Origin of the sequence: Pseudomonas fluorescens (genome assembly GCF_041354075.1) — a bacterium.
Taxonomy (GTDB): Bacteria; Pseudomonadota; Gammaproteobacteria; order Pseudomonadales; family Pseudomonadaceae; genus Aquipseudomonas; species Aquipseudomonas fluorescens_CE.
In genome coordinates this window covers 277,660-303,687 of the sequence record NZ_JARZGC010000005.1, presented here as the reverse complement: position 1 = coordinate 303,687, position 26,028 = coordinate 277,660, and the positions used below count along the sequence as shown (strand labels likewise).

At 60.5% G+C, this 26,028-nt stretch carries 22 protein-coding genes; 1 reads left to right on the top strand and 21 read right to left on the bottom strand.

From position 1 onward, the window contains the following. Positions 1-45: 45 nt before the first annotated feature. Complete coding sequence (fghA, locus tag QIW53_RS09245) at positions 46-891, bottom strand: S-formylglutathione hydrolase (RefSeq protein WP_371049330.1); 846 nt, start codon at positions 889-891, stop codon at positions 46-48. Between the two features lie 8 nt (positions 892-899). After that, entirely contained in the window at positions 900-2,012 is a 1,113-nt protein-coding gene (locus tag QIW53_RS09240) for an S-(hydroxymethyl)glutathione dehydrogenase/class III alcohol dehydrogenase (RefSeq protein WP_371049329.1), read from the bottom strand. Positions 2,013-2,119: 107 nt separating this feature from the next. Here QIW53_RS09240 and QIW53_RS09235 point away from each other — a divergent pair, with 107 nt between their 5' ends. Next, the gene (locus tag QIW53_RS09235) at positions 2,120-3,016 is read left to right on the top strand and encodes a LysR substrate-binding domain-containing protein (protein WP_371049328.1); all 897 of its coding nucleotides are present in this window, start codon (positions 2,120-2,122) and stop codon (positions 3,014-3,016) included. A 156-nt stretch (positions 3,017-3,172) separates the two neighbouring features. Here QIW53_RS09235 and ispD read toward each other — a convergent pair whose 3' ends face one another. The 19 genes from ispD to uppS form a co-directional block, all read right to left on the bottom strand. Beyond that, on the bottom strand, positions 3,173-3,880 hold the full coding sequence (gene ispD, locus QIW53_RS09230) for a 2-C-methyl-D-erythritol 4-phosphate cytidylyltransferase (protein ID WP_371049327.1): 708 nt from the start codon (positions 3,878-3,880) through the stop codon (positions 3,173-3,175). After that, positions 3,877-4,155 carry a cell division protein FtsB gene (gene ftsB / locus QIW53_RS09225; RefSeq protein ID WP_008028992.1) on the bottom strand — a complete coding sequence of 93 codons (279 nt, stop codon included), beginning with the start codon at positions 4,153-4,155 and terminating at the stop codon, positions 3,877-3,879. Before ftsB ends, ispD begins: the two co-directional genes overlap by 4 nt. A 160-nt stretch (positions 4,156-4,315) precedes the next feature. Next, positions 4,316-5,605 carry a phosphopyruvate hydratase gene (gene eno / locus QIW53_RS09220; protein WP_371049326.1) on the bottom strand — a complete coding sequence of 430 codons (1,290 nt, stop codon included), beginning with the start codon at positions 5,603-5,605 and terminating at the stop codon, positions 4,316-4,318. 149 nt (positions 5,606-5,754) lie between these two features. Further along, entirely contained in the window at positions 5,755-6,600 is an 846-nt protein-coding gene (kdsA, locus tag QIW53_RS09215; protein WP_371049325.1) for a 3-deoxy-8-phosphooctulonate synthase, read from the bottom strand. A gap of 5 nt (positions 6,601-6,605) precedes the next feature. Then, positions 6,606-8,237, bottom strand: a complete 1,632-nt coding sequence (locus QIW53_RS09210; RefSeq protein ID WP_371049324.1) for a CTP synthase — start codon at positions 8,235-8,237, stop codon at positions 6,606-6,608. A 274-nt stretch (positions 8,238-8,511) separates the two neighbouring features. Further along, a complete protein-coding gene (gene tilS, locus QIW53_RS09205) occupies positions 8,512-9,840 on the bottom strand; it encodes a tRNA lysidine(34) synthetase TilS (protein ID WP_371049323.1) in 1,329 nt (442 codons plus the stop codon). 133 nt (positions 9,841-9,973) lie between these two features. Further along, complete coding sequence (locus QIW53_RS09200) at positions 9,974-10,921, bottom strand: acetyl-CoA carboxylase carboxyltransferase subunit alpha (protein ID WP_368557323.1); 948 nt, start codon at positions 10,919-10,921, stop codon at positions 9,974-9,976. Positions 10,922-11,060: 139 nt separating this feature from the next. Further along, entirely contained in the window at positions 11,061-14,582 is a 3,522-nt protein-coding gene (gene dnaE / locus QIW53_RS09195; RefSeq protein ID WP_371049322.1) for a DNA polymerase III subunit alpha, read from the bottom strand. A gap of 155 nt (positions 14,583-14,737) precedes the next feature. Next, positions 14,738-15,364, bottom strand: a complete 627-nt coding sequence (gene rnhB, locus QIW53_RS09190) for a ribonuclease HII (RefSeq protein ID WP_201195515.1) — start codon at positions 15,362-15,364, stop codon at positions 14,738-14,740. Between the two features lie 11 nt (positions 15,365-15,375). Continuing rightward, the gene (lpxB, locus tag QIW53_RS09185) at positions 15,376-16,506 is read right to left on the bottom strand and encodes a lipid-A-disaccharide synthase (protein WP_371049321.1); all 1,131 of its coding nucleotides are present in this window, start codon (positions 16,504-16,506) and stop codon (positions 15,376-15,378) included. A gap of 2 nt (positions 16,507-16,508) precedes the next feature. Next, positions 16,509-17,285 (bottom strand): acyl-ACP--UDP-N-acetylglucosamine O-acyltransferase, encoded by a 777-nt coding sequence (gene lpxA, locus QIW53_RS09180; protein ID WP_371049320.1) that lies wholly within the window; start codon positions 17,283-17,285, stop codon positions 16,509-16,511. Further along, entirely contained in the window at positions 17,282-17,722 is a 441-nt protein-coding gene (gene fabZ, locus QIW53_RS09175; protein ID WP_110966659.1) for a 3-hydroxyacyl-ACP dehydratase FabZ, read from the bottom strand. The genes lpxA and fabZ overlap by 4 nt, the downstream gene beginning before the upstream one ends. A 108-nt stretch (positions 17,723-17,830) precedes the next feature. Beyond that, on the bottom strand, positions 17,831-18,886 hold the full coding sequence (gene lpxD, locus QIW53_RS09170; protein WP_371049319.1) for a UDP-3-O-(3-hydroxymyristoyl)glucosamine N-acyltransferase: 1,056 nt from the start codon (positions 18,884-18,886) through the stop codon (positions 17,831-17,833). 2 nt (positions 18,887-18,888) lie between these two features. Next, a complete protein-coding gene (locus QIW53_RS09165; protein ID WP_060541035.1) occupies positions 18,889-19,392 on the bottom strand; it encodes an OmpH family outer membrane protein in 504 nt (167 codons plus the stop codon). 44 nt (positions 19,393-19,436) lie between these two features. Beyond that, positions 19,437-21,812 (bottom strand): outer membrane protein assembly factor BamA, encoded by a 2,376-nt coding sequence (gene bamA, locus QIW53_RS09160; protein WP_371049318.1) that lies wholly within the window; start codon positions 21,810-21,812, stop codon positions 19,437-19,439. 74 nt (positions 21,813-21,886) lie between these two features. Continuing rightward, the gene (gene rseP, locus QIW53_RS09155; protein ID WP_371049317.1) at positions 21,887-23,239 is read right to left on the bottom strand and encodes a sigma E protease regulator RseP; all 1,353 of its coding nucleotides are present in this window, start codon (positions 23,237-23,239) and stop codon (positions 21,887-21,889) included. A 39-nt stretch (positions 23,240-23,278) separates the two neighbouring features. Next, positions 23,279-24,469, bottom strand: a complete 1,191-nt coding sequence (ispC, locus tag QIW53_RS09150; protein ID WP_371049316.1) for a 1-deoxy-D-xylulose-5-phosphate reductoisomerase — start codon at positions 24,467-24,469, stop codon at positions 23,279-23,281. After that, positions 24,466-25,272, bottom strand: coding sequence for a phosphatidate cytidylyltransferase (locus QIW53_RS09145; protein WP_371049314.1), 807 nt, complete (start codon positions 25,270-25,272; stop codon positions 24,466-24,468). Before QIW53_RS09145 ends, ispC begins: the two co-directional genes overlap by 4 nt. Continuing rightward, a complete protein-coding gene (gene uppS, locus QIW53_RS09140) occupies positions 25,272-26,027 on the bottom strand; it encodes a polyprenyl diphosphate synthase (RefSeq protein ID WP_371049313.1) in 756 nt (251 codons plus the stop codon). Before uppS ends, QIW53_RS09145 begins: the two co-directional genes overlap by 1 nt. Position 26,028: the final 1 nt, after the last annotated feature.

The following is a 26,028-nucleotide window of genomic DNA, read 5'->3' as shown; positions in this document are numbered from 1 at the left end:
GCCCCGATTTTTGTCAGGGCGTGATTCTACCTGCTTTGTCAGACATTAGGCGCCTAGAGCGCGCCCATGATGTTGCAAGTGGTCGTCGATGAAACTGGCGATGAAGAAATAGCTGTGGTCATAGCCCGGTTGCATGCGCAAGGTCAGTGGATGTCCGGCCAGCTTCGCCGCCTGTTGCAGGGCTTCAGGCTTGAGCTGGGTGGCCAGGAAATCGTCGCGATCACCCTGGTCGACCAGCAATGGCAGCTTCTCGTCGGCTTCGGCAATCAACGCGCAGGCATCCCACTCACGCCACTTCGAACGGTCTTCACCCAGGTAGCGGGCAAAGGCCTTCTGGCCCCAGGGGCAATCCATTGGATTATTGATCGGCGAGAACGCCGACACCGACCGGTAACGCCCCGGATTGCGCAATGCACAGACCAACGCGCCGTGGCCGCCCATGGAGTGGCCGCTGATCCCGCGCTTGTCGGATGCCGGGAAATGAGCTTCGACCAATGCCGGCAGTTCCTGCACGACATAATCGTGCATCCGATAGTGGCGCGACCAGGGTTCCTGCGTGGCATTGAGGTAGAACCCGGCGCCCAGGCCAAAGTCCCAGGCACCGTCCGGATCACCCGGCACATCGGCGCCACGCGGGCTGGTGTCGGGCGCAACGATGATCAGGCCCAGTTCGGCCGCCATGCGCAGGGCGCCGGCCTTGTGCATGAAGTTTTCGTCGGTGCAGGTCAGGCCGGACAGCCAGTACAGCACTGGCAGCTTGCCGCCCTGCTCCGCCTGCGGAGGCAGGTACACGGCAAACACCATGTCGCAGCCGAGGGTTTCCGAGCGATGGCGATAACGCTTGTGCCAGCCGCCGAAGCTTTTCTGGCAGGAGATATTTTCCAGGCTCATGGCAGACCTCAGAAATGGATGACGGTACGGATGCTTTTTCCTTCGTGCATCAGATCGAACGCCTTGTTGATATCTTCCAGGCCCATGGTGTGGGTAATGAAGGTATCCAACGGGATCTCGCCGGTTTCGGCCATCTCCACGTAGCTAGGCAATTCGGTACGGCCACGCACGCCGCCGAACGCCGAACCGCGCCAGACGCGACCGGTGACCAGTTGGAACGGACGGGTGGCAATTTCCTGGCCAGCACCGGCCACGCCGATGATCACCGACTCGCCCCAACCCTTGTGGCAGCACTCGAGCGCGGCGCGCATCAATTGGACATTGCCGATGCATTCGAAGGAAAAGTCGACGCCGCCGTCAGTCATGTCGACGATGACTTCCTGGATGGGACGGTCGAAGTCCTTGGGGTTCACACAATCGGTTGCACCCAGTTGCTTGGCGATTTCGAATTTGGCGGGGTTGATGTCGATGGCGATGATCCGCGCCGCCTTGGCCTTGACCGCGCCGATCACGGCCGACAGACCGATGCCGCCGAGACCGAAAATGGCCACGGTGTCACCGGGTTTCACCTTGGCGGTGTTCAATACCGCACCGATGCCGGTAGTGACGCCGCAGCCCAGCAGGCAGACCTTTTCCAGGGGCGCTTCCTTGGCAATCTTGGCCACGGAAATTTCCGGCAGCACGGTGTATTCGGAGAAGGTCGAAGTGCCCATGTAATGGAAAATCGTTTCACCCTTGTAGGAAAAACGCGAAGTGCCATCCGGCATCAAGCCTTTGCCCTGGGTGGAACGAATGGCCTGGCAGAGGTTGGTTTTGCCCGACAGGCAGAATTTGCATTGGCGGCATTCCGGGGTGTACAGCGGAATCACATGGTCGCCAACGGCGACGGAGGTCACGCCCTCGCCAATGGCCTCGACCACCGCACCACCTTCATGGCCGAGAATCGACGGGAAGATGCCTTCAGGATCAGCACCGGACAGGGTGTAGGCATCGGTATGGCAGACACCGGAGGCCACGACACGCAGCAACACCTCACCGGCCTTGGGCAGGGCGACATCGACTTCAACGATTTCAAGGGGCTTCTTGGCCTCGAAGGCAACAGCGGCGCGCGACTTGATCATGGGAATTCTCCAACGAATAAAAACGAGATAGGGAGTGTAATACAGCGCATCACAGTGAATAATCAGGGCAAAAGCAAAACATTATTGCCACACAGGGACAATCCTTTATGTCTGATAACCGCTGGGAAGGCATAGACGAGTTCGTGGCGGTTGCCGAATGCAGCCAGTTCACGGCGGCGGCGCAACGGCTGGGCGTGTCTTCCTCGCATATCAGCCGCCAGATCGTACGCCTCGAAGAACGCCTGCAAACCCGCCTGCTGTATCGAAGCACCCGCCGGGTGACGCTGACCGAGGCCGGACAAACCTTCCTGCAGCACTGCCAGCGCTTGCAGGATGGGCGCGAAGAAGCGCTGCGCGCGGTTGGCGACCTGACGAGCGAGCCGAAGGGCATGTTGCGCATGACCTGCGCCGTGGCCTATGGCGAGCGCTTTATCGTGCCGCTGGTCACACGGTTCATGGGGCTCTATCCGCAACTGCGCATCGACATCGAGCTGAGCAATCGCCCGCTCGACCTCGTCCATGAGGGCCTGGACCTGGCGATCCGCCTTGGTCGATTGCAGGACTCGCGGCTGGTGGCGACGCGACTGGCACCGCGGCGCATGTACCTGTGTGCCTCACCGTCCTACGTTGAACGCTACGGCCGTCCCCACAGCCTGTCGGAATTGAGCCGACATAACTGTCTGATCGGCAGTTCGGACCTGTGGCAACTGGAGCAGAACGGCCGAGAGTTTTCCCAGCGCGTTCAGGGAAACTGGCGCTGCAACAGTGGGCAAGCGGTGCTGGATGCGGCTTTGCAAGGTGTAGGGTTGTGTCAGTTGCCGGACTATTACGTGCTCGAACACCTCAAGAGCGGCGCCCTGATTTCGCTGCTTGAAGCGCATCAGCCGCCCAATACGGCGGTGTGGGCGCTGTACCCGCAGCAACGGCATTTGTCGCCGAAGGTGCGCAAGCTGGTGGATTATTTGAAGGAGGGATTGGCTGAGCGGCCGGAGTACAGGAATTAGCGGAGTGTCAGCAAAGTATCGGCTGTCTGGCCTGCCGCTTTCGCAAGCAAGCCCGCTCCCACAGGGAATCTTCAGTAATACAGATTGTGTATATGACAAAGATCCAATGTGGGAGCGGGCTTGCTCGCGAAAGCAATCTGACAGACGCCGGAGTCATCAGCGGCGATTGGCCCAACGCTGGCGCAACCACTCCAGGTCCTCGGGGCGAGTGACCTTGAGGTTGTCGGAACGCCCCTCGATCAGGCGCGGCGCCTGCCCCGCCCATTCCATGGCCGATGCCTCATCGGTGATCAGCGCGTCCGCCACCAAACTGTCGGCCAGTGCCCGATGCAACGCACCGAGGCGAAACATCTGCGGCGTATAGGCTTGCCAGATCACGCTGCGATCAACGGTTTCGACCACGCGCCCGTGCTTGTCGACGCGCTTGAGCGTATCGCGGGCAGGCACCGCCAGCAGCCCGCCGACGGGATCATCCGCCAGCTCGACCAACAACTTATCGAGATCGTCCCGACTCAGGTTGGGCCGCGCCGCATCGTGCACCAGCACCCAGTCCTCATCATCGGCGCCCAGTGCATGCAGATGCAACAAAGCATTGAGCACTGACCCGGAACGCTCGGCCCCGCCATCGACACGCTGAATACGCGAATCGCCGGCACAGGCAAGGTCAGGCCAATAAGGATCGTCAACCGCAAGACTGACCACCAGGCCCTTTAGGGCGGGGTGATCGAGAAAACAGCCGAGGCTGTGTTCGAGAATGGTGCGCCCGCCCAATTGCAGATATTGCTTGGGACGGTCTGCGGCCATACGGGCACCGACGCCCGCGGCAGGAATCACGGCCCAGAAGGCCGGCAACGCGGTGTTCATTGGGCCAACTGGTAAAGGGTTTCACCGTCCTTGACCATGCCCAGCTCATGGCGAGCCCGCTCTTCAACGGTCTCCATGCCCTTTTTCAACTCACTGACTTCGGCGTCCATCACCCGATTGCGCTCCAGCAATCCTTCGTTCTCAGCGTGCTGATCCGCGATCTGCTGAGTCAGCTCGGCCACTTGCGCCAGGCTGCCATTACCCACCCACAGGCGGTATTGCAGGCCAGCCAGCAGCAAAAGCAGGACGAGGAACAACCAATTGGGACTGCGCATCGAATATCGGGTATCCAGTGAAAAAAGACAGCCATCGCAAAACAAAACCACTGACAGCACGAAGCCTGGATGACCCAGGCTTGTGCTTATAAGGCATCAGATTAGTGGCAAAAACGTCGCTGTCGCTAATTTTTCCACACAAATCCGCTGTCTTTTTGCATCAACCGCGGAATTCGCCGCGGCCGTTGTACTTGGCCTTGCCATTCAACTGCTCTTCGATACGCAGCAGTTGGTTGTACTTGGAAACGCGATCGGAACGGCACAGCGAACCGGTCTTGATCTGGCCAGCCGAAGTGCCCACGGCCAGGTCGGCAATGGTCGAATCTTCGGTTTCGCCGGAGCGGTGCGAGATCACGGCAGTGTAACCAGCGGCCTTGGCCATCTGGATGGCTTCCAGGGTTTCGGTCAGGGTGCCGATCTGGTTGAACTTGATCAGGATCGAGTTGGCGATCTTCTTGTCGATGCCTTCTTTCAGGATCTTGGTATTGGTCACGAACAGGTCGTCCCCCACCAGCTGGGTCTTCTCGCCGATCTTGTCGGTGAGGATCTTCCAGCCAGCCCAGTCGGACTCGTCCAGGCCGTCTTCGATGGAAATGATCGGGTAACGCTCGGTCAGGCCCTTGAGGTAGTCGGCGAAACCTTCAGCGGTGAACACCTGGCCTTCGCCGGACAGGTTGTACTTGCCGTCTTCGTAGAATTCGCTGGCGGCGCAGTCCAGGGCCAGGGTTACGTCGGTGCCCAGGGTGTAACCGGCGTTGGCCACGGCCTCGGAGATCACTTTCAACGCATCTTCGTTGGACGCCAGGTTCGGCGCGAAACCACCTTCGTCACCCACGGCAGTGCTCAGGCCACGGGCCTTCAGCACGGCTTTGAGGTGGTGGAAAATCTCGGTGCCCATGCGCAGGCCTTCCGAGAAGGACTTGGCGCCCACCGGCTGAACCATGAATTCCTGGATGTCGACGTTGTTATCGGCGTGCTCGCCACCGTTGATGATGTTCATCATCGGAACCGGCATCGAGTAAACGCCCGGAGTTCCGTTCAGGTTGGCAATGTGCGCGTACAGAGGCAGATCCTGGTCCTGTGCGGCAGCCTTGGCGGCGGCCAGGGACACGGCGAGGATTGCGTTGGCACCCAGGGAGCCTTTGTTTTCGGTACCGTCGAGCTTGATCATCGCCAGGTCGAGCGCTTTCTGGTCGCTTGGATCAGTGCCTTTCAACAGGTCGCGGATCGGACCGTTGATGTTGGCAACGGCTTTCAGAACGCCTTTGCCCAGGTAACGGCTCTTGTCGCCATCACGCAGCTCGAGCGCTTCACGCGAGCCAGTGGAAGCACCGGACGGCGCGCAAGCGCTGCCGATGATGCCGTTGTCGAGAAGCACGTCCGCTTCGACGGTGGGGTTGCCACGGGAGTCGAGAACTTCACGACCTTTGATGTCGACGATTTTAGCCATTGTTGTAACTACTCCAAAGTTGACGAAAAAGCTGTGTACCGCTCGATTTATATTTTGCACGTCACACTAACGCATAGGACCGGCAAGCTGATGGCGTTCAGACGGACGCCATCGCGAGCAAGCTCGGCTCCTACACGGAGAAATCAGGTTTACGCGGTTTCTACCGTCGGAAAACTCTTCACCAGTTCGTCCAGTGCTTTGAGCTGGGCCAGGAATGGCTCCAGTTTGTCCAGACGCAAGGCGCAAGGGCCGTCGCATTTGGCGTTGTCCGGGTCCGGATGCGCTTCGAGGAACAGGCCGGCCAGATTCTGGCTCATGCCAGCCTTCGCCAGATCCAGAACCTGCGCGCGGCGACCGCCGGCGGAGTCGGAACGACCGCCAGGCATTTGCAGCGAATGGGTCACATCGAAGAACACCGGGTATTCGAACTGCTTCATGATGCCGAAGCCGAGCATGTCGACCACCAGGTTGTTGTAGCCGAAGCTCGAACCACGCTCGCAGAGGATCAACTGATCGTTACCGGCTTCCACGCACTTGTTCAGGATGTGTTTCATTTCCTGAGGCGCGAGGAACTGAGCTTTCTTGATGTTGATCACAGCGTTGGTCTTTGCCATCGCCACCACCAGATCGGTCTGGCGTGACAGGAAGGCCGGCAACTGGATGATGTCGCAAACCTCGGCGACGACCGCGGCCTGATCAGGCTCGTGGACATCGGTGATGATCGGCACGCCGAAAGCTTGTTTGATGTCCTGGAAGATGCGCATGCCTTCTTCCAGGCCTGGACCGCGATACGAGGTCACAGAAGAACGGTTGGCCTTGTCGAAACTGGCCTTGAACACGTAAGGGATACCGAGTTTCTCGGTGACCTTCACATACTCTTCGCAAACCTGCATGGCCATGTCACGGCTTTCCAGCACGTTCATGCCACCGAACAGCACCATGGGTTTGTCGTTGGCAATCTCGATGTCGCCGACGCGGATGATCTTCTGTGCCATCGGGGTTACGCCTTCTTCTGGTGTTGAGCCAACGCTGCCTTGACGAAACCGCTGAACAACGGGTGACCGTCGCGTGGCGTCGAGGTGAACTCGGGGTGGAACTGGCAAGCGACGAACCATGGATGATCCGGTGCTTCGACCACTTCGACCAGCGCAGCATCGGCAGAGCGACCGGAAATCTTCAGGCCGGCTTCAATGATCTGCGGCAGCAGGTTGTTGTTCACTTCGTAGCGGTGACGGTGACGTTCAACGATCACGTCCTTGCCGTAGCAGTCGTGAACCTTGGAGCCGGCTTCGAGCAGGCAGTCCTGTGCGCCGAGGCGCATGGTGCCACCCAGGTCGGACGATTCGGTGCGGGTTTCGACGGCGCCGGTGGCATCTTCCCACTCGGTGATCAGGCCCACGACCGGATGACCGCTGTTACGATCGAATTCGGTGGAGTTGGCGTCTTTCCAGCCCATGACGTTACGGGCGAACTCGATGACCGCCACTTGCATGCCCAGGCAGATGCCCAGGTACGGCACCTTGTTCTCGCGAGCGTATTGCACGGCGGTGATCTTGCCTTCCACGCCACGCAGACCGAAGCCGCCTGGCACGAGGATCGCATCGACGCCTTCGAGCAGCGCGGTGCCCTGGTTCTCGATGTCTTCGGAATCGATGTAGCGCAGGTTGACCTTGGTGCGGTTGCTGATGCCGGCGTGACTCATCGCTTCGATCAACGACTTGTAGGCGTCCAGCAACTCCATGTACTTGCCGACCATCGCGATGGTGACTTCATGCTCAGGGTTGAGCTTGGCGTCGACCACGGCGTCCCACTCGGACAGGTCGGCACCGCCACACTGCAGGCCAAAACGCTCGACGACGAAATCGTCAAGGCCCTGGGAGTGCAGGATGCCCGGAATCTTGTAGATGGTGTCAGCGTCTTCCAGACCGATCACCGCACGTTCTTCAACGTTGGTGAACTGCGCGATCTTGCGGCGCGAGGAGATATCGATCGGGTGATCGGAGCGGCACACCAGCACGTCAGGTTGCAGGCCGATGGAGCGCAGTTCCTTGACCGAATGCTGGGTAGGCTTGGTTTTGGTTTCGCCGGCGGTGGCGATGTACGGCACCAGGGTCAGGTGCATCAGCATCGCGCGCTTGGCGCCGACTTCGAAACGCAGCTGACGGATGGCTTCGAGGAACGGTTGGGATTCGATGTCACCCACGGTGCCACCGATCTCGACCATCGCCACGTCGGCATCGCCGGCACCCTTGATGATGCGGCGCTTGATTTCGTCGGTGATGTGCGGAATGACCTGGATGGTCGCACCCAGGTAGTCACCACGGCGCTCTTTGCGCAGCACGTGCTCGTAGACACGGCCGGTGGTGAAGTTGTTGTTCTGGGTCATGGTCGTGCGGATGAACCGCTCGTAGTGGCCCAGGTCCAGGTCGGTCTCGGCGCCGTCGTGGGTGACGAACACTTCGCCGTGCTGGAACGGGCTCATGGTGCCCGGGTCGACGTTGATGTACGGGTCCAGCTTGAGCATGGTGACCTTAAGCCCCCGCGCCTCCAGGATGGCCGCCAATGATGCCGATGCAATGCCTTTCCCCAAAGAAGAAACAACACCGCCCGTGACGAATATGTAGCGCGTCATGAAAAACCCTAGAAGTCTGCGTTAAAGCGGTCCGAGCCGCCGGGGAAAGCGAAGGAAGGCCGAAGCCCCCGATCACCTGCATTAATCACAGTGCACCTTTCAAAAAAACCGCCGCGTTGGGACAGACCGTGAGATGAAACTCCGGTTCGTTGCTCGCTACACATTTTTTGGAATCGCCCAGCAAAGACTGCTTGGTAATCGGCAACTCCTGCAATTCAGGCGAATCCACAGAAGTTGTATCAAGAAGGGAGCGTAGTCTACCGGAAAGCCCCTTTCAGCTCAAACCTTGATCTTCGCTCGGCGGCTGCCATTGCAAATGCCAGCCGGCCTGGGCGCCGTCGTTCAAACCTCGCAGGTTGGCCACCGCCAGCAATTGCCCATCGCGATAGAGCAGCGGCAATCTGCCACGCACGAAAGCCGGAACAGCCCGCTCGTTGAGCAAACGCTTGAGATCGCGATGACCGCGATCCGGCAGATGCATGACCTCGCCTCCCTCACGATAGCGGATCTGCAGTGGCCCATCGGGGGCTTGCCCCGTGAACCTCAGCACCCCGTTATCCGGCAGCGCCAAGGGCTTGTAGGGATCAGCCCAGTGATCGACAGCCGATGGCGAGCGCAACCAGGCACCCGACAACCACCAGATACGTCCGGCGGACCGATGCAGCTCACCGTTGGCCAGGCGCCAGACTGGCCGTGCATCGCCAGTGGCATCGCGCAGATCGATCCAACCCGACCAATGGTCGCTGTCCGGCAGCCGCGTCAACGGTGCGAGCCAATGACTGACGGCATTGCGCTGGCGAGCGTCGGACAGCGAGGTCAAACAGGCCAGCTCAAGCGATGGCACCCCCATCCAATCGAACTGACCCGCTACACGGGCCTGTGTCAGATCGAGCTGTGCCAGATCATCGAGCAGCCCCTGGGCTTCGTTCAGGTGCGCGGCGCTGCGGGCCATACTGGCCAGCGCCTGCGGCCAACGCTGGGCCATGACGGGCAACACTTGATGACGCAGGTAGTTGCGGGAGAAACGCCGGTCGTCGTTGGAAGGGTCCTCGATCCAGCTCAGCCGCTGATCGAGCGCATACGCCTCCAGCTCGGCGCGCGTGACATCGAGCAGTGGCCGTAGCAGTTGACCCTGGCCCAATGCGCGCTGTCGCGGCATCCCGGACAATCCCTTCACCCCCGCCCCACGCAACAGACGGAACAACAAGGTTTCGGCCTGATCGTCACGGTGCTGGGCCGTCAGCAGTACGTCGTTGGGCCGGATGACCTGGCTGAACGCTGCATAGCGTGCCTCCCGCGCGGCGCGCTCGAGGCTGGCGCCCGGTTGAACCTGAACCTGGAACACCTGCAGCGGTACGCCCAGCGCATCGCAGACCGACTGGCAGTGTTGCGGCCATGCATCGGCTGCCGATTGCAGCCCGTGATGGACATGAATGGCGTTGAGCGCCGGCACGGTGGTGTGTTTGGTCAATGTGGCGAGAAGGTGCAGCAGGACCGTGGAGTCGAGACCACCGGAGAAAGCGACGTGCCAGGTTGTGGCGTTGCCCCAGGGGGCGAGATCGCGCACCAGCCTGGCGGCTAGATCAGACATGGGCTGGCTCATATCAATCTGGGCATACCAAACAAATGTGGGAGCGGGCTTGCTCGCGAAGGCGGTGTATCAATCAACACAGATGTTGTATGACACACCGCCTTCGCGAGCAAGCCCGCTCCCACAGGGATGAAGCGAAGCCTGGTTACAGACCGTAGCTCATCAGGCGCTCGTAACGACGGGCCAGCAGCGCTTCGTTATCGAACTTCTTGAGCATCGCCAGTTGCGAGCTCAGTTCGGCACGGATCGAGGCAGCCGCCGCAGCCGGGTCACGGTGTGCGCCACCCAATGGCTCGCCGATCACCTTGTCGACGATGCCCAGACCTTTGAGGCGCTCGGCGGTGATGCCCATGGCTTCAGCGGCATCCGGTGCCTTTTCTGCGGTTTTCCACAGAATCGACGCGCAACCTTCCGGCGAAATCACCGCGTAGGTCGAGTACTGCAACATGTTCAACTGATCGCAGACGCCGATGGCCAGCGCACCACCGGAACCACCCTCACCGATCACGGTAGCGATGATCGGGGTTTTCAGGCGAGCCATGACACGCAGGTTCCAGGCAATTGCTTCGCTCTGGTTGCGCTCTTCAGCGTCGATACCAGGGTAAGCGCCCGGGGTGTCGATGAAGGTCAGGATCGGCATCTTAAACCGTTCGGCCATTTCCATCAGGCGGCACGCCTTGCGGTAGCCTTCAGGACGCGGCATGCCGAAGTTGCGACGCACCTTCTCGCGCACTTCGCGGCCTTTCTGGTGGCCGATGATCATCACCGGCTGGTCATCCAGACGGGCAACACCGCCGACGATGGCAGCGTCGTCGGAGAAGTGACGGTCGCCGTGCAGCTCATCGAACTCGGTGAAGATGTGTTCGATGTAGTCCAGGGTGTATGGACGCTTCGGGTGACGCGCCAGACGCGCGATCTGCCAGCTGGTCAGCTTGCCGAAGATGTCTTCGGTCAAGGTCTTGCTTTTGTCCTGCAGGCGGGAGATCTCATCGCCGATATTCAGCGAATTGTCGTTACCGACCAAGCGCAACTCTTCGATCTTGGCTTGCAGGTCGGCGATCGGCTGTTCGAAATCTAGAAAATTCGGGTTCATAGGCGTCCGTCTTGGGTCGACCACCAAAGGAGCTTGGGCCGGCCGGTTGTCTATTCGCGCCCTACCTTAAGGGAGAGGCGCGTTAAGGTCGAGATTAAAAATTCGGTCTTGTGTCAGGGCGAACTGATGGCACTGCCCGTCAACGGTATTGGAGGAAGACGTTGTCTCGCCCGAACTGGTCACGCAGGGCTTGAATCAACGCATCCGCCGGATCGATCCGCCAGCCTTCGCCGAACTGCAACAACGCCTTCGCATCCGGGCTGGTGTATTCCATGGTGATCGGGCACGCACCGCGGTGACGCTTGAACAGGTCGCCCAACCAGCGTAGCTGATCACCCTTGAGGTCCTGGGTCTGGACTTTCAGGCGCAGGCTTTCGGCCAGGTTGGTGCGGGCATCTTCCATGCTCATCACCCGCTTGACCCGCAGCCGCAGGCCACCGGAGAAGTCGTCGTTGCTGACCTCGCCTTCGACCACCACCATCGCATCGGTCTGCAGCAGCGCCTGGGCGGAGTGGAATGCATCGGCAAACAGCGACGCCTCGATGCGCCCCGAGCGGTCGTCCAGGGTGATGAACCCCATCTTGTCGCCCTTCTTGTTCTTCATCACCCGCAAGGCGATGATCATGCCGGCAACGGTCTGGGTGTCGCGTGCCGGCTTCAGGTCAATGATGCGCTGGCGGGCGAAACGGCGGATCTCGCCTTCGTATTCATCGATCGGGTGCCCGGTCAGGTACAGGCCCAGCGTGTCCTTCTCGCCTTTGAGCCGCTCCTTGAGGGTCAGTTCCTTGGCCTTGCGATGATTGGCGTAGACGTCGGCATCTTCTTCGACGAACACCCCGCCGAACAGGTCGGCATGGCCGCTGTCGTGGGTCCGCGCGGTCTGCTCGGCCGCCTTGATCGCCTCTTCCATCGCCGTCAGCAGGACGGCGCGGTTGCGGTCGATATTGGCCTGATAGGCTTTGGCTTCATCGTGGAAGTACGGGCCCAGTCGATCCAGCGCGCCGCTGCGGATCAGACCGTCAAGGGTACGTTTATTGATGCGCTTGAGGTCGACACGGGCGCAGAAATCGAAGAGATCCTTGAACGGGCCATCCACCCGCGCTTCAGTGATCGCCTCGACCGGGCCCTCACCCACCCCCTTGATCGCGCCCAGGCCATAGATGATCCGGCCGTCGTCATTCACGGTGAACTTGAACTCCGACGCATTCACGTCCGGCGCATCGAGGCGCAGCTTCATGCTGCGCACTTCTTCGATCAAGGTCACAACCTTGTCGGTGTTGTGCATATCCGCCGAGAGTACCGCCGCCATGAACGGCGCCGGGTAGTGCGTCTTCAACCACGCGGTCTGGTACGAGACCAGGCCATAAGCGGCGGAGTGGGATTTGTTGAAGCCGTAACCGGCGAACTTTTCTACCAGGTCGAAAATGTTGCCGGCGAGATCAGGATCGATGTTGTTGCTGGCGCAACCTTCAATGAAACCGCCACGCTGCTTGGCCATTTCCTCGGGTTTTTTCTTACCCATGGCCCGACGCAGCATGTCCGCACCGCCCAGGGTGTAACCGGCCATGACCTGGGCAATCTGCATCACCTGTTCCTGATACAGGATGATGCCGTAGGTCGGCGCCAATACCGGCTTGAGGCCTTCGTACTGGTAGTCCGAGTGCGGGTAGGCCAACTCGGCCCGCCCGTGCTTGCGGTTGATGAAGTCGTCCACCATGCCCGATTGCAGCGGGCCGGGACGGAACAGTGCCACCAGTGCGATCAGGTCTTCCAGGCAGTCGGGCTTGAGCTTTTTGATCAGCTCCTTCATGCCTCGCGATTCAAGCTGGAACACCGCCGTGGTTTCGGCTTTCTGCAGCAGCTCGTAGGTTTTCTTGTCATCCAGCGGGATGAAATCGATGTTCAGGTCATCCAGGCCTTGCTTGGCCTGCTCGCGGTTGATGGTTTCCATCGCCCACTTGATGATGGTCAGGGTTCGCAGGCCGAGGAAGTCGAACTTCACCAGGCCCGCAGCCTCGACGTCATCCTTGTCGAACTGGGTCACCAGGCCGCCGCCCTCTTCGTCACAGGCGATCGGCGAGAAGTCGGTGAGCTTGGTCGGCGCGATCACCACACCACCGGCGTGCTTGCCGGTACCCCGGCACACGCCCTCGAGCTTGAGCGCCATGTCCCAGATTTCCTTGGCGTCCTCATCGACCTTGAGGAAGTCGCGAAGGACTTCTTCCTGCTCGTAGGCTTTCTCCAGGGTCATGCCGACTTCAAAGGGAATCATTTTCGACAGACGATCGGCCAGGCCGTAGGACTTGCCTTGCACCCGTGCCACGTCGCGCACCACCGCCTTGGCGGCCATGGTGCCGAAGGTGATGATCTGGCTCACCGCGTCGCGGCCGTAGGCATCGGCCACGTACTCGATGACCCGGTCGCGGCCGTCCATGCAGAAGTCGACGTCGAAGTCGGGCATGGAAACCCGTTCCGGGTTGAGGAAACGTTCGAACAGCAGGTCATACGCCAGCGGATCGAGGTCGGTAATCTTCAGCACATAGGCCACCAGCGAACCGGCGCCCGACCCCCGGCCCGGGCCAACCGGTACGCCGTTGTTCTTGGCCCACTTGATGAAGTCCATAACGATCAGGAAGTAACCGGGGAACCCCATCTGGATGATGATATCCAGTTCGAACTTCAGGCGATCGAGGTAGACCTGGCGCTTTTCTTCGTAGTTGGGCGTCGTGTCTTTCGGCCACAACACCGCCAGACGCTCCTCCAGGCCCTCGTGGGAAACGTGACGCAGGTAGTCGTCGATCCCCATGCCGTTAGGCGTAGGAAAATCCGGCAGGAAGTGCTTGCCCAGCTTCACTTCGATATTGCAACGCTTGGCAATCTCGACGGTATTTTCCAGCGCCTCGGGAATGTCGCTGAACAACTCGGCCATTTCCTCGGCGCTTTTGAGGTATTGCTGGTCGCTGTAATTCTTCGAGCGCCGCGGGTCGTCGAGCGCACGTCCTTCGCCGATGCAGACTCGGGTTTCGTGCGCTTCGAAGTCACCCTGCTTGAGGAAGCGCACGTCATTGGTCGCCACCAAGGGCGCGCCGAGCTTGTCGGCCAGGGCCACGGCACCGTGCACTTGCTCTTCATCGTTAGGGCGGTTGGTGCGCTGGATTTCCAGGTAGAAGCGGTCTTCGAACACCGCCATCCACTCGCGTGCGAGGGTTTCGGCCTCGTCCGGGTTGCCACCGAGCATGGCCTGGCCGATCTCGCCCTCTTTCGCCGCCGAGAGCATGATCAGGCCTGCATTGGCTTCGGCCACCCACTCGCGCTCGATGATGATCGAACCGTTGCGCTGGCCATGGAGAAAACCACGGGAGATCAGCTCGGTCAGGTTGCGATAACCCAGCGGGTTCATCACCAGCAGGCTGATCCGGCTCAGCGGACCATCCGGATCCTTGTTCGACAGCCACAGGTCGGCGCCGCAGATCGGCTTGATCCCGGCACCCATGGTGTTTTTATAGAATTTGACCAGGGAACACATGTTGTTCTGGTCGGTGACCGCGACGGCAGGCATACCCATGCCGACCAGTGCCTTGACCAGCGGCTTGATCCGCACCAGACCGTCGACGAGGGAAAATTCAGTGTGCAGGCGCAGGTGAACGAATGAAGCCGGCATAGTGATCCTGTCTGTAAGCGTAAAAACAACAAGGCGCGGATTGTACCGTAATGAGGTTGGCCAGAGGTGGTGGGTTGATTTGGTTGGTTTGGCAATGGAATGGGGTGAATATCCGTTACCGCAGCAACGGACAATCATGCCAAACGCAAACGCAACTAAACCTCAACCAGGCCCACGCGCGCTTCATACGCCAACCGCACCGGCGCAAACGAACGACGGTGAATCGGCGTAGGCCCCAGGCGAGCCAGCGCTTCCAGATGAACGGGGGTGGGGTAGCCCTTGTGGCCACCGATGCCGTACCCGGGGTAAATCAGCTCGAACGCTGCCATTTCACGGTCGCGGCTAACCTTGGCCAGGATCGACGCTGCCGCAATAGCGGGCACCTTGGCATCGCCCTGCACCACCGCTTCGGCGCGCATGGGCAGTCTGGGGCAGCGGTTGCCGTCGATCATCGCCAGTTTTGGCTGAATGTGCAGGCCTTCGACCGCACGCTGCATGGCCAGCATGGTGGCGTGGAGGATGTTCAGCTCGTCGATTTCTTCGACTTCGGCGCGGGCGATGCACCAGCTCAGGGCCTTCTCGCAGATTTCATCGAAGAGTTTTTCACGGCGCGCTTCGGTGAGTTTCTTCGAATCGTTCAGACCGAGAATGGGACGGTTCGGATCGAGAATCACCGCCGCCGTGACCACAGCACCGCACAACGGGCCGCGACCGACTTCATCAACACCGGCCACCAGGTCCTCGACTTCTGCAACCAAGGTGAAATCCAGGCCCATCTGCATGCTTGTCTTGCTCATTTTTCCTGACCGATCAGCTTCAGCACTGCATCCGCAGCCTGGTTGGAGGCATCCAGACGCAAGGTCCGGTGAATCTGGTCAAAACCGCGCGTCTGCTCTTCCCCGCCGTCGATCAACGGCGACAGCGTCTGGGCCAGCGCCTCGACCGTCGCATCGTCCTGCAACAGCTCCGGCACCAGCAGTCGCTGGGCCAGCAGGTTGGGCAGCGAGACGTAGGGGCTCTTGACCATGCGCTTGAGAATCCAGAACGTCAGGGGCGCCAGACGATAGGCGACGACCATCGGGCGCTTGTACAGCAACGCTTCAAGGGTAGCCGTGCCGGACGCGATCAACACCGCGTCGCAGGCGGCCAATGCCAGGTGGGACTTGCCATCCAGCAGCGTCAGGGGCAGATCGCGGCCGGCCAGCAACTCTTCCAGCTGCTTGCGCCGCTCGGGGCTGGCGCAGGGCATGACGAACCGCACACCCGGGCGCATGGCACGCAGGCGCTGGGCCGTGTCGAGGAACAACGCGCCCAGACGACCCACTTCACCCCCGCGACTGCCCGGCATCAGCGCAACCAAGGGGCCGTCAGGCAACCCCAGCTCGGCCCGCGCAGCGCCACGATCGGCTTCGAGGGGGATTGCATCGGCCAGCGAGTGCCCGACAAACCGCACCGGCACCCCCTTCTCTTCATAGAACTTCGCTTCGAACGGGAACAGCGTCAACATCAGGTCGCAACCTTCGCGAATCTTCAGCACGCGCTTCTGCCGCCACGCCCAGACCGACGGGCTGACGTAATGCACGGTCTTGATCCCGGCCTGGCGCAGTTTGAGCTCGATGTTGAGGTTGAAGTCCGGCGCATCGATGCCGATGAACACGTCCGGCCTGGCGGCGATCAAGTCGGCAATCAGTTGCTTGCGACGCTTGAGCAGTTCGCGCAGCCGGCCGAGCACTTCGACCAGACCCATGACCGACAGGCGCTCCATCGGAAAGTACGAAGTCAGGCCTTCGGCCTGCATCAGCGGACCGCCGACCCCGATGAACTCGACCGCCGGGTGCCGGGCCTTGAGCGCACGCATGAGACCGGCGCCCAGAATGTCACCGGAAGCCTCACCGGCCACCAGCGCTATACGCAGATTGGCCATGATTAACGGGTGATGCCGCGGGTCGAAGACTGGATCGAATCGCGGAACACGGCGACTTCCGGAAACTGTGTCGAAGGCTCGGACAGTTCGGCAAGCGCCTGTTCAACCGTCAGGCCCTGGCGATACACCACTTTGTAGGCGCGACGCAGGGCGTGGATGGCCTCCTCGCTGAAACCACGACGGCGCATGCCCTCGAAGTTCATGCTGCGGGCTTCAGCCGGGTTGCCGAACACGGTGACGTACGCCGGAACGTCCTTGCCAATGGCGGTGCCCATGCCGGAAAAGCTGTGGGCGCCGATGTGGCAATACTGGTGGACCAGGGTGAAGCCCGACAGGATCGCCCAGTCTTCGACGTGCACATGGCCCGCCAGTGCGGTGTTGTTGACCAGGATGCAGTGATTGCCGATGACGCTGTCGTGACCGATGTGGGCATAGGCCATGATCAGGTTGTGATCGCCCAGGGTGGTTTCCGAACGGTCCTGAATGGTCCCGCGGTGAATGGTCACGCCTTCGCGAATGACGTTGTGGTCACCGATCACCAGGCGGGTTTCCTCGCCCTTGTATTTCAGATCGGGTGTGTCTTCGCCCACCGACGAAAACTGGTAGATGCGATTGTGTTTACCGATTCGGGTTGGGCCCTTGAGAATCACGTGCGGCCCGATCACTGTCCCCTCGCCGATTTCCACACCTGCGCCGATGATCGACCAAGGGCCAACCTCGACGCCGTCGGCCAGAACGGCCGTCGGATCGATGATTGCACGAGGGTCAATCAAACTCATAGCTTGCGTTCCGCGCAGATGATTTCAGCGGAGCAGACCGGCTTGCCATCGACCGAAGCCTGGCACTCGAATTTCCAGATCTGACGCTTGCAACTGATGAACTTGGCTTCCAGGATCAACTGATCGCCCGGCAACACGGGCTGGCGAAAGCGCAGCTTGTCGGAACCGACGAAGTAGTAGAGGGTGCCATCAGCCGGCTTCACGTCGAGCATCTTGAAACCAAGAATCCCGGCAGCCTGGGCCATCGCCTCGATGATCAGCACGCCCGGCATGATTGGATGCGCCGGGAAGTGGCCGTTGAAGAATGGCTCGTTGATGCTGACATTCTTGTAGGCGCGAATGCGCTTCTCTTCCACATCCAGATCCACGACCCGGTCCACCAGCAGGAACGGGTAACGGTGAGGCAGGTATTCGCGAATCTCGTTGATGTCCATCATATCGGGGGGAAGCCTATGTAAAGATTGGGAACGCGCGATCGACGCGCATTCCTCTAGCAAATCAAGGAGGCAGTCTAGCGGCCGTACACACTTGATGTGGAAATGGTATCAGCCATCTGATGAAGCATTACCGTCAGGGGTCACTTCCCCTGTTCGCTTTTCCAGTTGTCGCAGCCGACGCGCGATGTCATCGAGCTGGCGGATGCGTGCCGCGCTTTTGCGCCATTCGGCAGCCGGTTGCATGGCCGTACCGGAAGAATAGGACCCAGGCTCGGTGATCGAGTGGGTCACCATGGTCATCCCGGTGATGAAAACCTTGTCGCAAATTTCGATATGCCCAACCAGGCCTACACCGCCGGCGAGCATGCAATGCTTGCCGATCTTGGTACTGCCCGAAATGCCCACGCACGCCGCCATGGCGGTGTGATCGCCGATCTGCACGTTATGGGCAATCTGAATCTGATTGTCGAGCTTGACGCCATTACCGATGAGCGTATCCGCCAGAGCGCCACGGTCGATGGCGGTATTGACGCCAATCTCCACGTCGTCGCCCACCAGAACGCCACCAATCTGGGCGATTTTGTGCCAGATGCCCTTTTCGTTGGCGAAACCGAAACCTTCGCCCCCCAATACCGCGCCCGACTGGATCACCACGCGCTTGCCGATGCGCACGTCGTGGTAAAGGGTGACTTTCGGAGCCAGCCAGCCACCCTCGCCCACTTCGCTACGCGCACCGATGAAGCAGTGCGCGCCAACGGTCACGCCGGCACCAATACGCGCGGCGCTTTCGATCACGGCGAAGGCACCGATGCTTGCCGTCGGATCCACCACCGCATCCGGTGCCACGACCGCTGTCGGGTGAACACCGGCAACCGCCTTGGGCTTGGGATCGAACAGATGGGAAATACGCGCATAGGCCAGGTAAGGATCGGGCACGACCAGCGCATCACCGGCAAAACCCTCTGCATCAGCGGCCTTCAGCAACAGCGCTGCGGCCCGGCTGCCTGCCAGGTATTTTCGGTACTGGGGATTTGCCAGAAAGCTCAACTGAGCTGGGCCAGCCTCTTGCAAAGTGGCTAGCCCAGTAATTTGCTTCTCTGCGTCGCCACGCAGGGTGGCGCCGAGGAACTCGGCCAACTGGCCGAGTTTTAGGGTCACTGTCATGATTACTTCAGCTGATTCATGCGCTCGATGACCTGGCGAGTGATGTCATATTGAGGTTTGACATCAATCACTGCGCCACGCTCGAAGACCAGGTCAAAGGCACCTTTCTTGATGACTTCTTCCACTGCGCTGTCCAGTTTCGGCTTGAGCTGCTTGAGCATTTCACGGTCGGCAACGGCTTTGGCTTCGTTCAGTTCCTTGGACTGGAACTGGAAGTCACGGGCCTTCTGTTTGAATTCCAGCTCGAGACGCTCACGCTCGCCTTGCTGCATCTTGTCGCCACCCGCCACCAGGCGGTCCTGGATGCCCTTGGCACTGCTTTCCAGGGTCTTGAGCTTGGTCAGTTGCGGACCGAACTTCTTCTCGGCATCCACGGCATACTTCTTGGCCGCATCGGATTCCAGCAGCGCCATCTGATAGTTCAGAACGGCGATCTTCATGTCGGCAAAAGCCGGGCCTGCTACCAGTACGGAAGCCAGTAGAACCAGTTGAGTCAACTTACGCACGATGCACTCCTACAAATCCGTTGTCGTTGTCATGGGGCAGACGCTTAGAACGTCTGACCGAGAGAGAATTGGAACACTTGAGTTTCAGCTTCATCCGGCTTCTTGATCGGCATGGCCAACGCGAAACTCAGAGGACCCAGTGCGGTGACCCAGGTCACACCTACACCGACAGAGCTGGCCATGTTGCTCAAGCTGATGTCGTTGCACTTGGTGTTGGACGACGTACCGTTGGCGTTGGTGGTGTCCTTGCACTGCGAGTCGAAAACGTTACCCACGTCCCAGAATACCGAGGTCCGCAGGGAACGCTGATCCTTGACGAACGGCAGAGGGAACAACACCTCCACGCCGCCCTGGATCAGGACGTTACCACCGAACGGCAGCGGATCCTGGTCCGGGTCAAGTGCCGTACCCGGGTTGGTGCCCCGGCTCGGCGTACTGCGAGGACCCAGGGTGCTGTCCTTGAAGCCACGAACCGAGTTGAAACCACCAGCATAGTAGTTTTCATAGAACGGCAAGCCGTCGGTCGATCCATAACCGTCGCCATACCCCAATTCGGTGTGCAGGCGCATGGTGTAGTTTTCGCTCAGCGGCTGGAACAACTGGCCGCGGTAGTCGAGCTTGAAGAACGACAGGTCGCTGCCCGGCGTGGTGGTTTCCAGCACGAGGCTTTGGGAATGACCACGGGTCGCCAGCACGCCTTTGTTCAGGGTCGACTCGGACCAGCCGGCGGACGCCTTGAAGTTCAGGTAGTTGTCGCCTTCCTTGTTCACGAAGTCGAAGATCTCGTCAACGGTGTACAGGCCGGTCTTGATCTTGTCCTGCTGCACGGTCAGACCGAACGTCAGGCGCGAGGTTTCGCTGATCGGGTAACCGACGCTCGCACCGGCACCCAGGCTGTCCACGGCGTAGCTGGCCACATCGACGTCGAGGTCTTTGTAGTCAGTGGTGCGATAGAAGGCGTTGTAACCCAGGCTCACGCCATCGGCTGTCCAGTAGGGGTCGACATAACCGAAGTTATAGCGGCTCTGGTATTCACTGCGGGTCAAGCCGATGCTGACCTTGTTACCCGTACCCAGGAAGTTGTTCTGGGTGATCGAGCCACCGAGGATCAGACCGGCGCTCTGGGCGAAACCGACGCTGGCGGTGATCGAACCGGAGGCTTGCTCTTCCACGCTGTAGTTCACATCAACCTGGTCATCCACGCCCGGAACGGCCGGGGTTTCGACGTTGACTTCCTTGAAGAAGCCCAGGCGTTCAAGGCGCGTCTTGGACTGGTCGATCAGGTAGGTCGAAGCCCAACCTCCTTCCATCTGACGCATTTCACGGCGCAGCACTTCGTCTTCGGACTTGGTGTTGCCACGGAAATTGATGCGGTTGACGTAGGCGCGCTTGCCCGGGTCGACAGCAAAGGTGATGTCCACGGTGTGATCGTCATCGTGTGGCTGAGGGACGCCGTTGACGTTGGCGAAGGTATAACCCTCGTTACCCAGGCGGCGGGTGATCAGCTCGGACGTGGTAGTCATCAGCTTGCGCGAGAACACCTGGCCTTTCTGAACCAGCAGCAGCGACTTGACCTGGTCTTCAGGCACCTTCAGGTCGCCGCTCAGCTTGACGTCACGAACGGTGTACTTCTCGCCTTCGGTCACGTTGACCGTGATGTAGACGTGTTTCTTGTCCGGGGTGATGGACACCTGGGTCGAAGCGATATCCATGTTGATATAGCCACGGTCCAGGTAGTAGGAACGCAGGCGCTCCAGGTCACCGGAGAGTTTTTCACGGGCGTACTTGTCATCGTTCTTGAAGAACGACAGCCAGTTGGTGGTCTTGAGTTCGAACAGGTCGATCAGGTCTTCATCCGGGAAGACGGTATTACCCACCACGTTGATGTGCTGGATAGCGGCCACGGTGCCTTCGTTGATGTTGACCTTGAGACCGACGCGGTTGCGCGGCTGCGGCACCACTTCGGTGTCGACGGTCGCCGAGTAACGGCCCTGAGCGACATATTGACGCTGCAGCTCGTTACGCACGCCTTCGAGGGTCGCACGCTGGAAGATTTCACCTTCGGCCAGACCGGATTGCTTGAGGCCTTTCATCAGGTCTTCAGTCGAGATCGCCTTGTTGCCTTCGATCTCGATACTGGCGACCGACGGGCGCTCGACTACCGTGATGACCAGGACGTTGCCGTCGCGGCCCAGCTGGATATCTTGAAAGAACCCGGTTTTGAACAGCGCACGAGTGGATTCCACCAGGCGACGATCGTCTGCCTGTTCACCGACGTTCAACGGCAACGCACCAAAGACGCTACCCGCGGAGACCCGCTGGAGGCCGTTGACGCGAATATCAGAGATGGTGAAGGACTCGGCGTGAACTTCGGCGATCATCAATACGGAGAAAACCGCAGTTAGCAGCAGACGTTTCATGAAGTCCTTTCTTATTCCAACTGGCAATAAACAAACTGCCGCAAAATGCGGCAGATTCGCAATTCAGCGAAGTGTTACAGACGACCCAAATCATTGACCAGAGCAAGCAACATCACCCCGACCACCAAACTGATGCCGATCTGTATCCCCCAACCCTGCACCCGATCCGACAAGGGACGACCACGCGCCCACTCGATCAGATAGAACAACAAATGCCCCCCATCCAGTACAGGAATGGGCAACAAATTCAGAACCCCCAGGCTAATACTCAGATAAGCAAGGAAATTCAGGAAATCAGCGACGCCCGACTGGGCAGAAGCGCCCGCCACTTTAGCAATGGTTATCGGTCCACTCAAGTTTTTTACCGAGAGCTCGCCGAACAACATTTTCTTCAGCGAATCGAGCGTGAGGATGCTCATGGTCCAAGTGCGTCGAGCACCCTCGCCGATCGCGGCCAGAGGCCCGAAGCTGACCTCGCGGATCATTTCCGGCGGCCAGTCCACGGCTTTCACCCCGGCGCCCAGGTATCCACTCGGCGCCTTGCTCTCGCCGCGAGCCGCCAGGGTCACAGGGACGTCGATTTGAGCACCGTCGCGCTCGACGCGCAGCAGAATTTTGGTATCAGGATGCATACGAACGGTGTCGACCACCTGCTGCCAGTCATCGACGGACTTGCCATCGAGCGCCAGCAAACGATCGCCGGTTTTCAGGCCGGACGCCTGTGCCGGGCCTTTCGGGTCGATTTCCGCCAATACGGGCGGCAGGGCCGGACGCCATGGGCGGATACCCAGCGAGCGGATGGGATCGGGCTCGTCAGCCCCCTTGAGCCAGCTGTCCAGTGCCAGCTCACGCGGCGAATCCGCCGTTGAACCCTGCTCGCGCACCAGCACCTGAAGTGTGCCGCTCTCACCGAGGCGACGCACCAATTGCAGGTTCACGGCGCCCCAGCCCGACGTGGGTTCCCCATCGATGGCTACGATTTCCTGACCCGCGCTCAAACCCGCCTTGGCGGCAATACTGCCGGACTCGACGGCACCGATGACCGGGCGCACCTGCTCGCTGCCCAGCATCGCCAGCACCCAGAAAAACACCAGGGCCAGCAGGAAGTTGGCGATGGGCCCTGCGGAAACGATGGCAATGCGCTGACGGACCGATTTGCGATTGAAAGACTGATCGAGCTGATCGAGCGGCACCTCGCCTTCGCGCTCGTCGAGCATCTTGACGTAGCCGCCCAGCGGAATCGCGGCGACGACGAACTCGGTGCCCTGCTTGTCGTGCCAACGCAGCAACGGCATGCCGAAGCCTACGGAAAAGCGCAGCACCTTGACCCCACAGCGACGCGCGACCCAGAAATGGCCGAACTCGTGGAAGGTAACCAGCACGCCCAGGGCTACCAGGGTGCCGACAATCATGTAGAGCGCGCTCATCTATTTTCTCCGCATTCCTATCCTGCGCCGCCGGGGCATCTACCGCCCGTGACGACTCAACCACTGGTCGGCCAGAACCCGCGCTTTCGCGTCGGCCGTAAACACCGCCTCGAGATCGTCCACCGCAACCACAGGCTCGAGATTCAACACTTCCTCGATGATACTCGCGATTTCCAGATAACGAACCCGCCCGTCGAGAAACGCCGCCACCGCCACTTCGTTGGCAGCGTTCAGCATGGCCGGCGCACTGTTGCCGGCCTCGGCCGCCTGACGCGCCAGGCGCAGGCACGGGAAACGATCCTCATCGGGCGCCTCGAAATCCAGGCGTGCGACGGCAAACAGGTCCAGTGGCGCGACCCCCGAATCGATACGCTCCGGCCAGGCCAGGGCGTTGGCGATCGGTGTGCGCATGTCAGGGTTGCCCAACTGGGCCAGTACCGAGCCGTCGACATAATCGACCAGCGAATGAATCACGCTCTGCGGGTGAATCACCACTTCGACCTGAGAAGGCTTGGCATCGAACAGCCAGCAGGCCTCGATCAGCTCCAGCCCCTTGTTCATCATGCTCGCCGAATCCACCGAGATCTTGCGCCCCATCGACCAGGTCGGATGGGCGCAGGCCTGATCAGGCGAGACATCGGACAATTGCGCTAACGGTGTCTGCCGGAACGGTCCGCCGGAAGCGGTCAGCAAGATGCGACGCACGCCCACCTGACCCAGGCCACGGGAAAAATCCTGCGGCATGCACTGGAAGATGGCGTTGTGCTCGCTATCGATCGGCAACAGCACCGAACCGCTTTTGCGCACGGCATGCATGAACAGCGCGCCGGACATGACCAGCGCTTCCTTGTTGGCCAGGAGGATCTTCTTGCCCGCCTCCACCGCCGCCAGGGTCGGGCGCAGGCCCGCCGCACCGACGATGGCCGCCATGACGGTATCGACTTCAGGATCGGCAGCGACCTGGCACAGGCCCTCCTCTCCTACCAGCACTCGCGTGGCCAGCCCCGCCGCACGCAAGTTTTCCTGCAGCACCTGGGCAGCGCTCTGCTGCGGCACCACGGCGAACCGAGGAGAGTGACGAACGCACAGTGCCTGCAACTCGCTCAGACGCGCGAAGCCGCTCAAGGCAAAAACCTGATAACGCTCGGGATGTCGGGCAATAACGTCCAGCGTGCTCAGGCCGATCGAACCGGTCGCACCCAGAACAGTGATTTGCTGAGGGCGGCTCATGGCGCGGTCATCCACAACAGAACGGCGAAGACAGGGATCGCAGCCGTCAGGCTGTCGATGCGATCGAGCACGCCACCGTGACCCGGCAGCAGATTGCTGCTGTCCTTGATCCCGGACTGACGTTTGAACATGCTTTCGGTGAGATCACCCACCACCGAGATAAAGACGATCACCGCAGCGCCGACCAGACCGATCAGCATCTGGGCGAAGCTCCAGTCACGCACAAAACCGACGATGGCGGTGATGACCAGACTCAACGCCAGGCCTCCATACACACCTTCCCAGCTCTTGCCCGGACTGACCTGGGGCGCGAGCTTGCGCTTGCCGAAGGCCCGGCCGGAAAAATAGGCGCCGATATCGGCTCCCCAGACCAGCACCATCACCGCCATGATCAACCAGTTGCCCAGAGGCTGCTGCTTGATCTGCACCAGGCCTTGCCAGGCCGGCAGCAGGATCAGCAGGCCGATCACCAGCTTGCAGGCGGCACTGGACCAGTGCTCGCTGGAACGCGGGTAAGTCAGCACCAGATAGGTCGCCACGCCCCACCACAGCACCGAGGCCCCCAGTACCCAGGGCGCCAGCCCCGGCAGGATGTACATGACGAACAACATCAGCGCGACCACGGCGGCGTAGGCGACGCGCATCGTTTGAGCGGCAAAACCTGCCAGACGCGCCCATTCCCAGGCACCCAGCGTCACGACCAGCCCGATGAACAGCGCGAAGCTCGCGCCCTGAAGCAGGAAAAACCCGCACAAGGCGATCGGCAGCAGGATCAGCGCAGTGATGATTCGTTGTTTAAGCATTAAACCCGGGCCCCAGCCTCGACCTGCTCGCTCGTTTTACCGAAGCGACGCTGGCGAGAGGCGAAATCGGCCAGCGCGTTGCGCATGGCGTCGTGTTTGAAGTCCGGCCAGAACAGGTCGGAGAAGTACAGCTCGGCGTAAGCCAGCTGCCACAGCAGAAAGTTGCTGATGCGGTGCTCGCCGCCCGTGCGGATGCACAGGTCCGGCAGCGGCAGGTCACCGGTCGCCAGGCACGCCTGCAACAAGTCTGGAGTGATGTCGTCCGGACGCAGGTGTCCGGCCTGGACTTCCCGGGCCAGACGCTGCGCGGCCTGGGCGATATCCCACTGGCCGCCGTAGTTGGCGGCGATCTGCAGAACAAAGCGGTTGGCGCCCGCCGTCATGGCTTCAGCCTCGCGCATGGCGGCCTGCAGCTCCGGGTGAAAGCGCGAGCGGTCGCCGATGATGCGCAGGCTGATGTTGTTTTCGTTGAGGCGCTTGGCCTCACGACGCAGGGCCTTGAAGAACAGGTCCATCAACGCACTGACTTCATCGGCCGGACGCTGCCAGTTCTCGCTCGAGAATGCGAACAGCGTCAGTACCTCGACCTTGGCCTCGGCACACACCTCGATGACCGCACGCACGGCATCCACACCCGCCTTATGCCCGGCGACACCCGGCATAAAGCGTTTTTTCGCCCAGCGATTATTACCATCCATGATGATCGCGACATGGCGCGGCACCGTGGGCGGCGCAACCTGCTTGTTCTTTTCCATG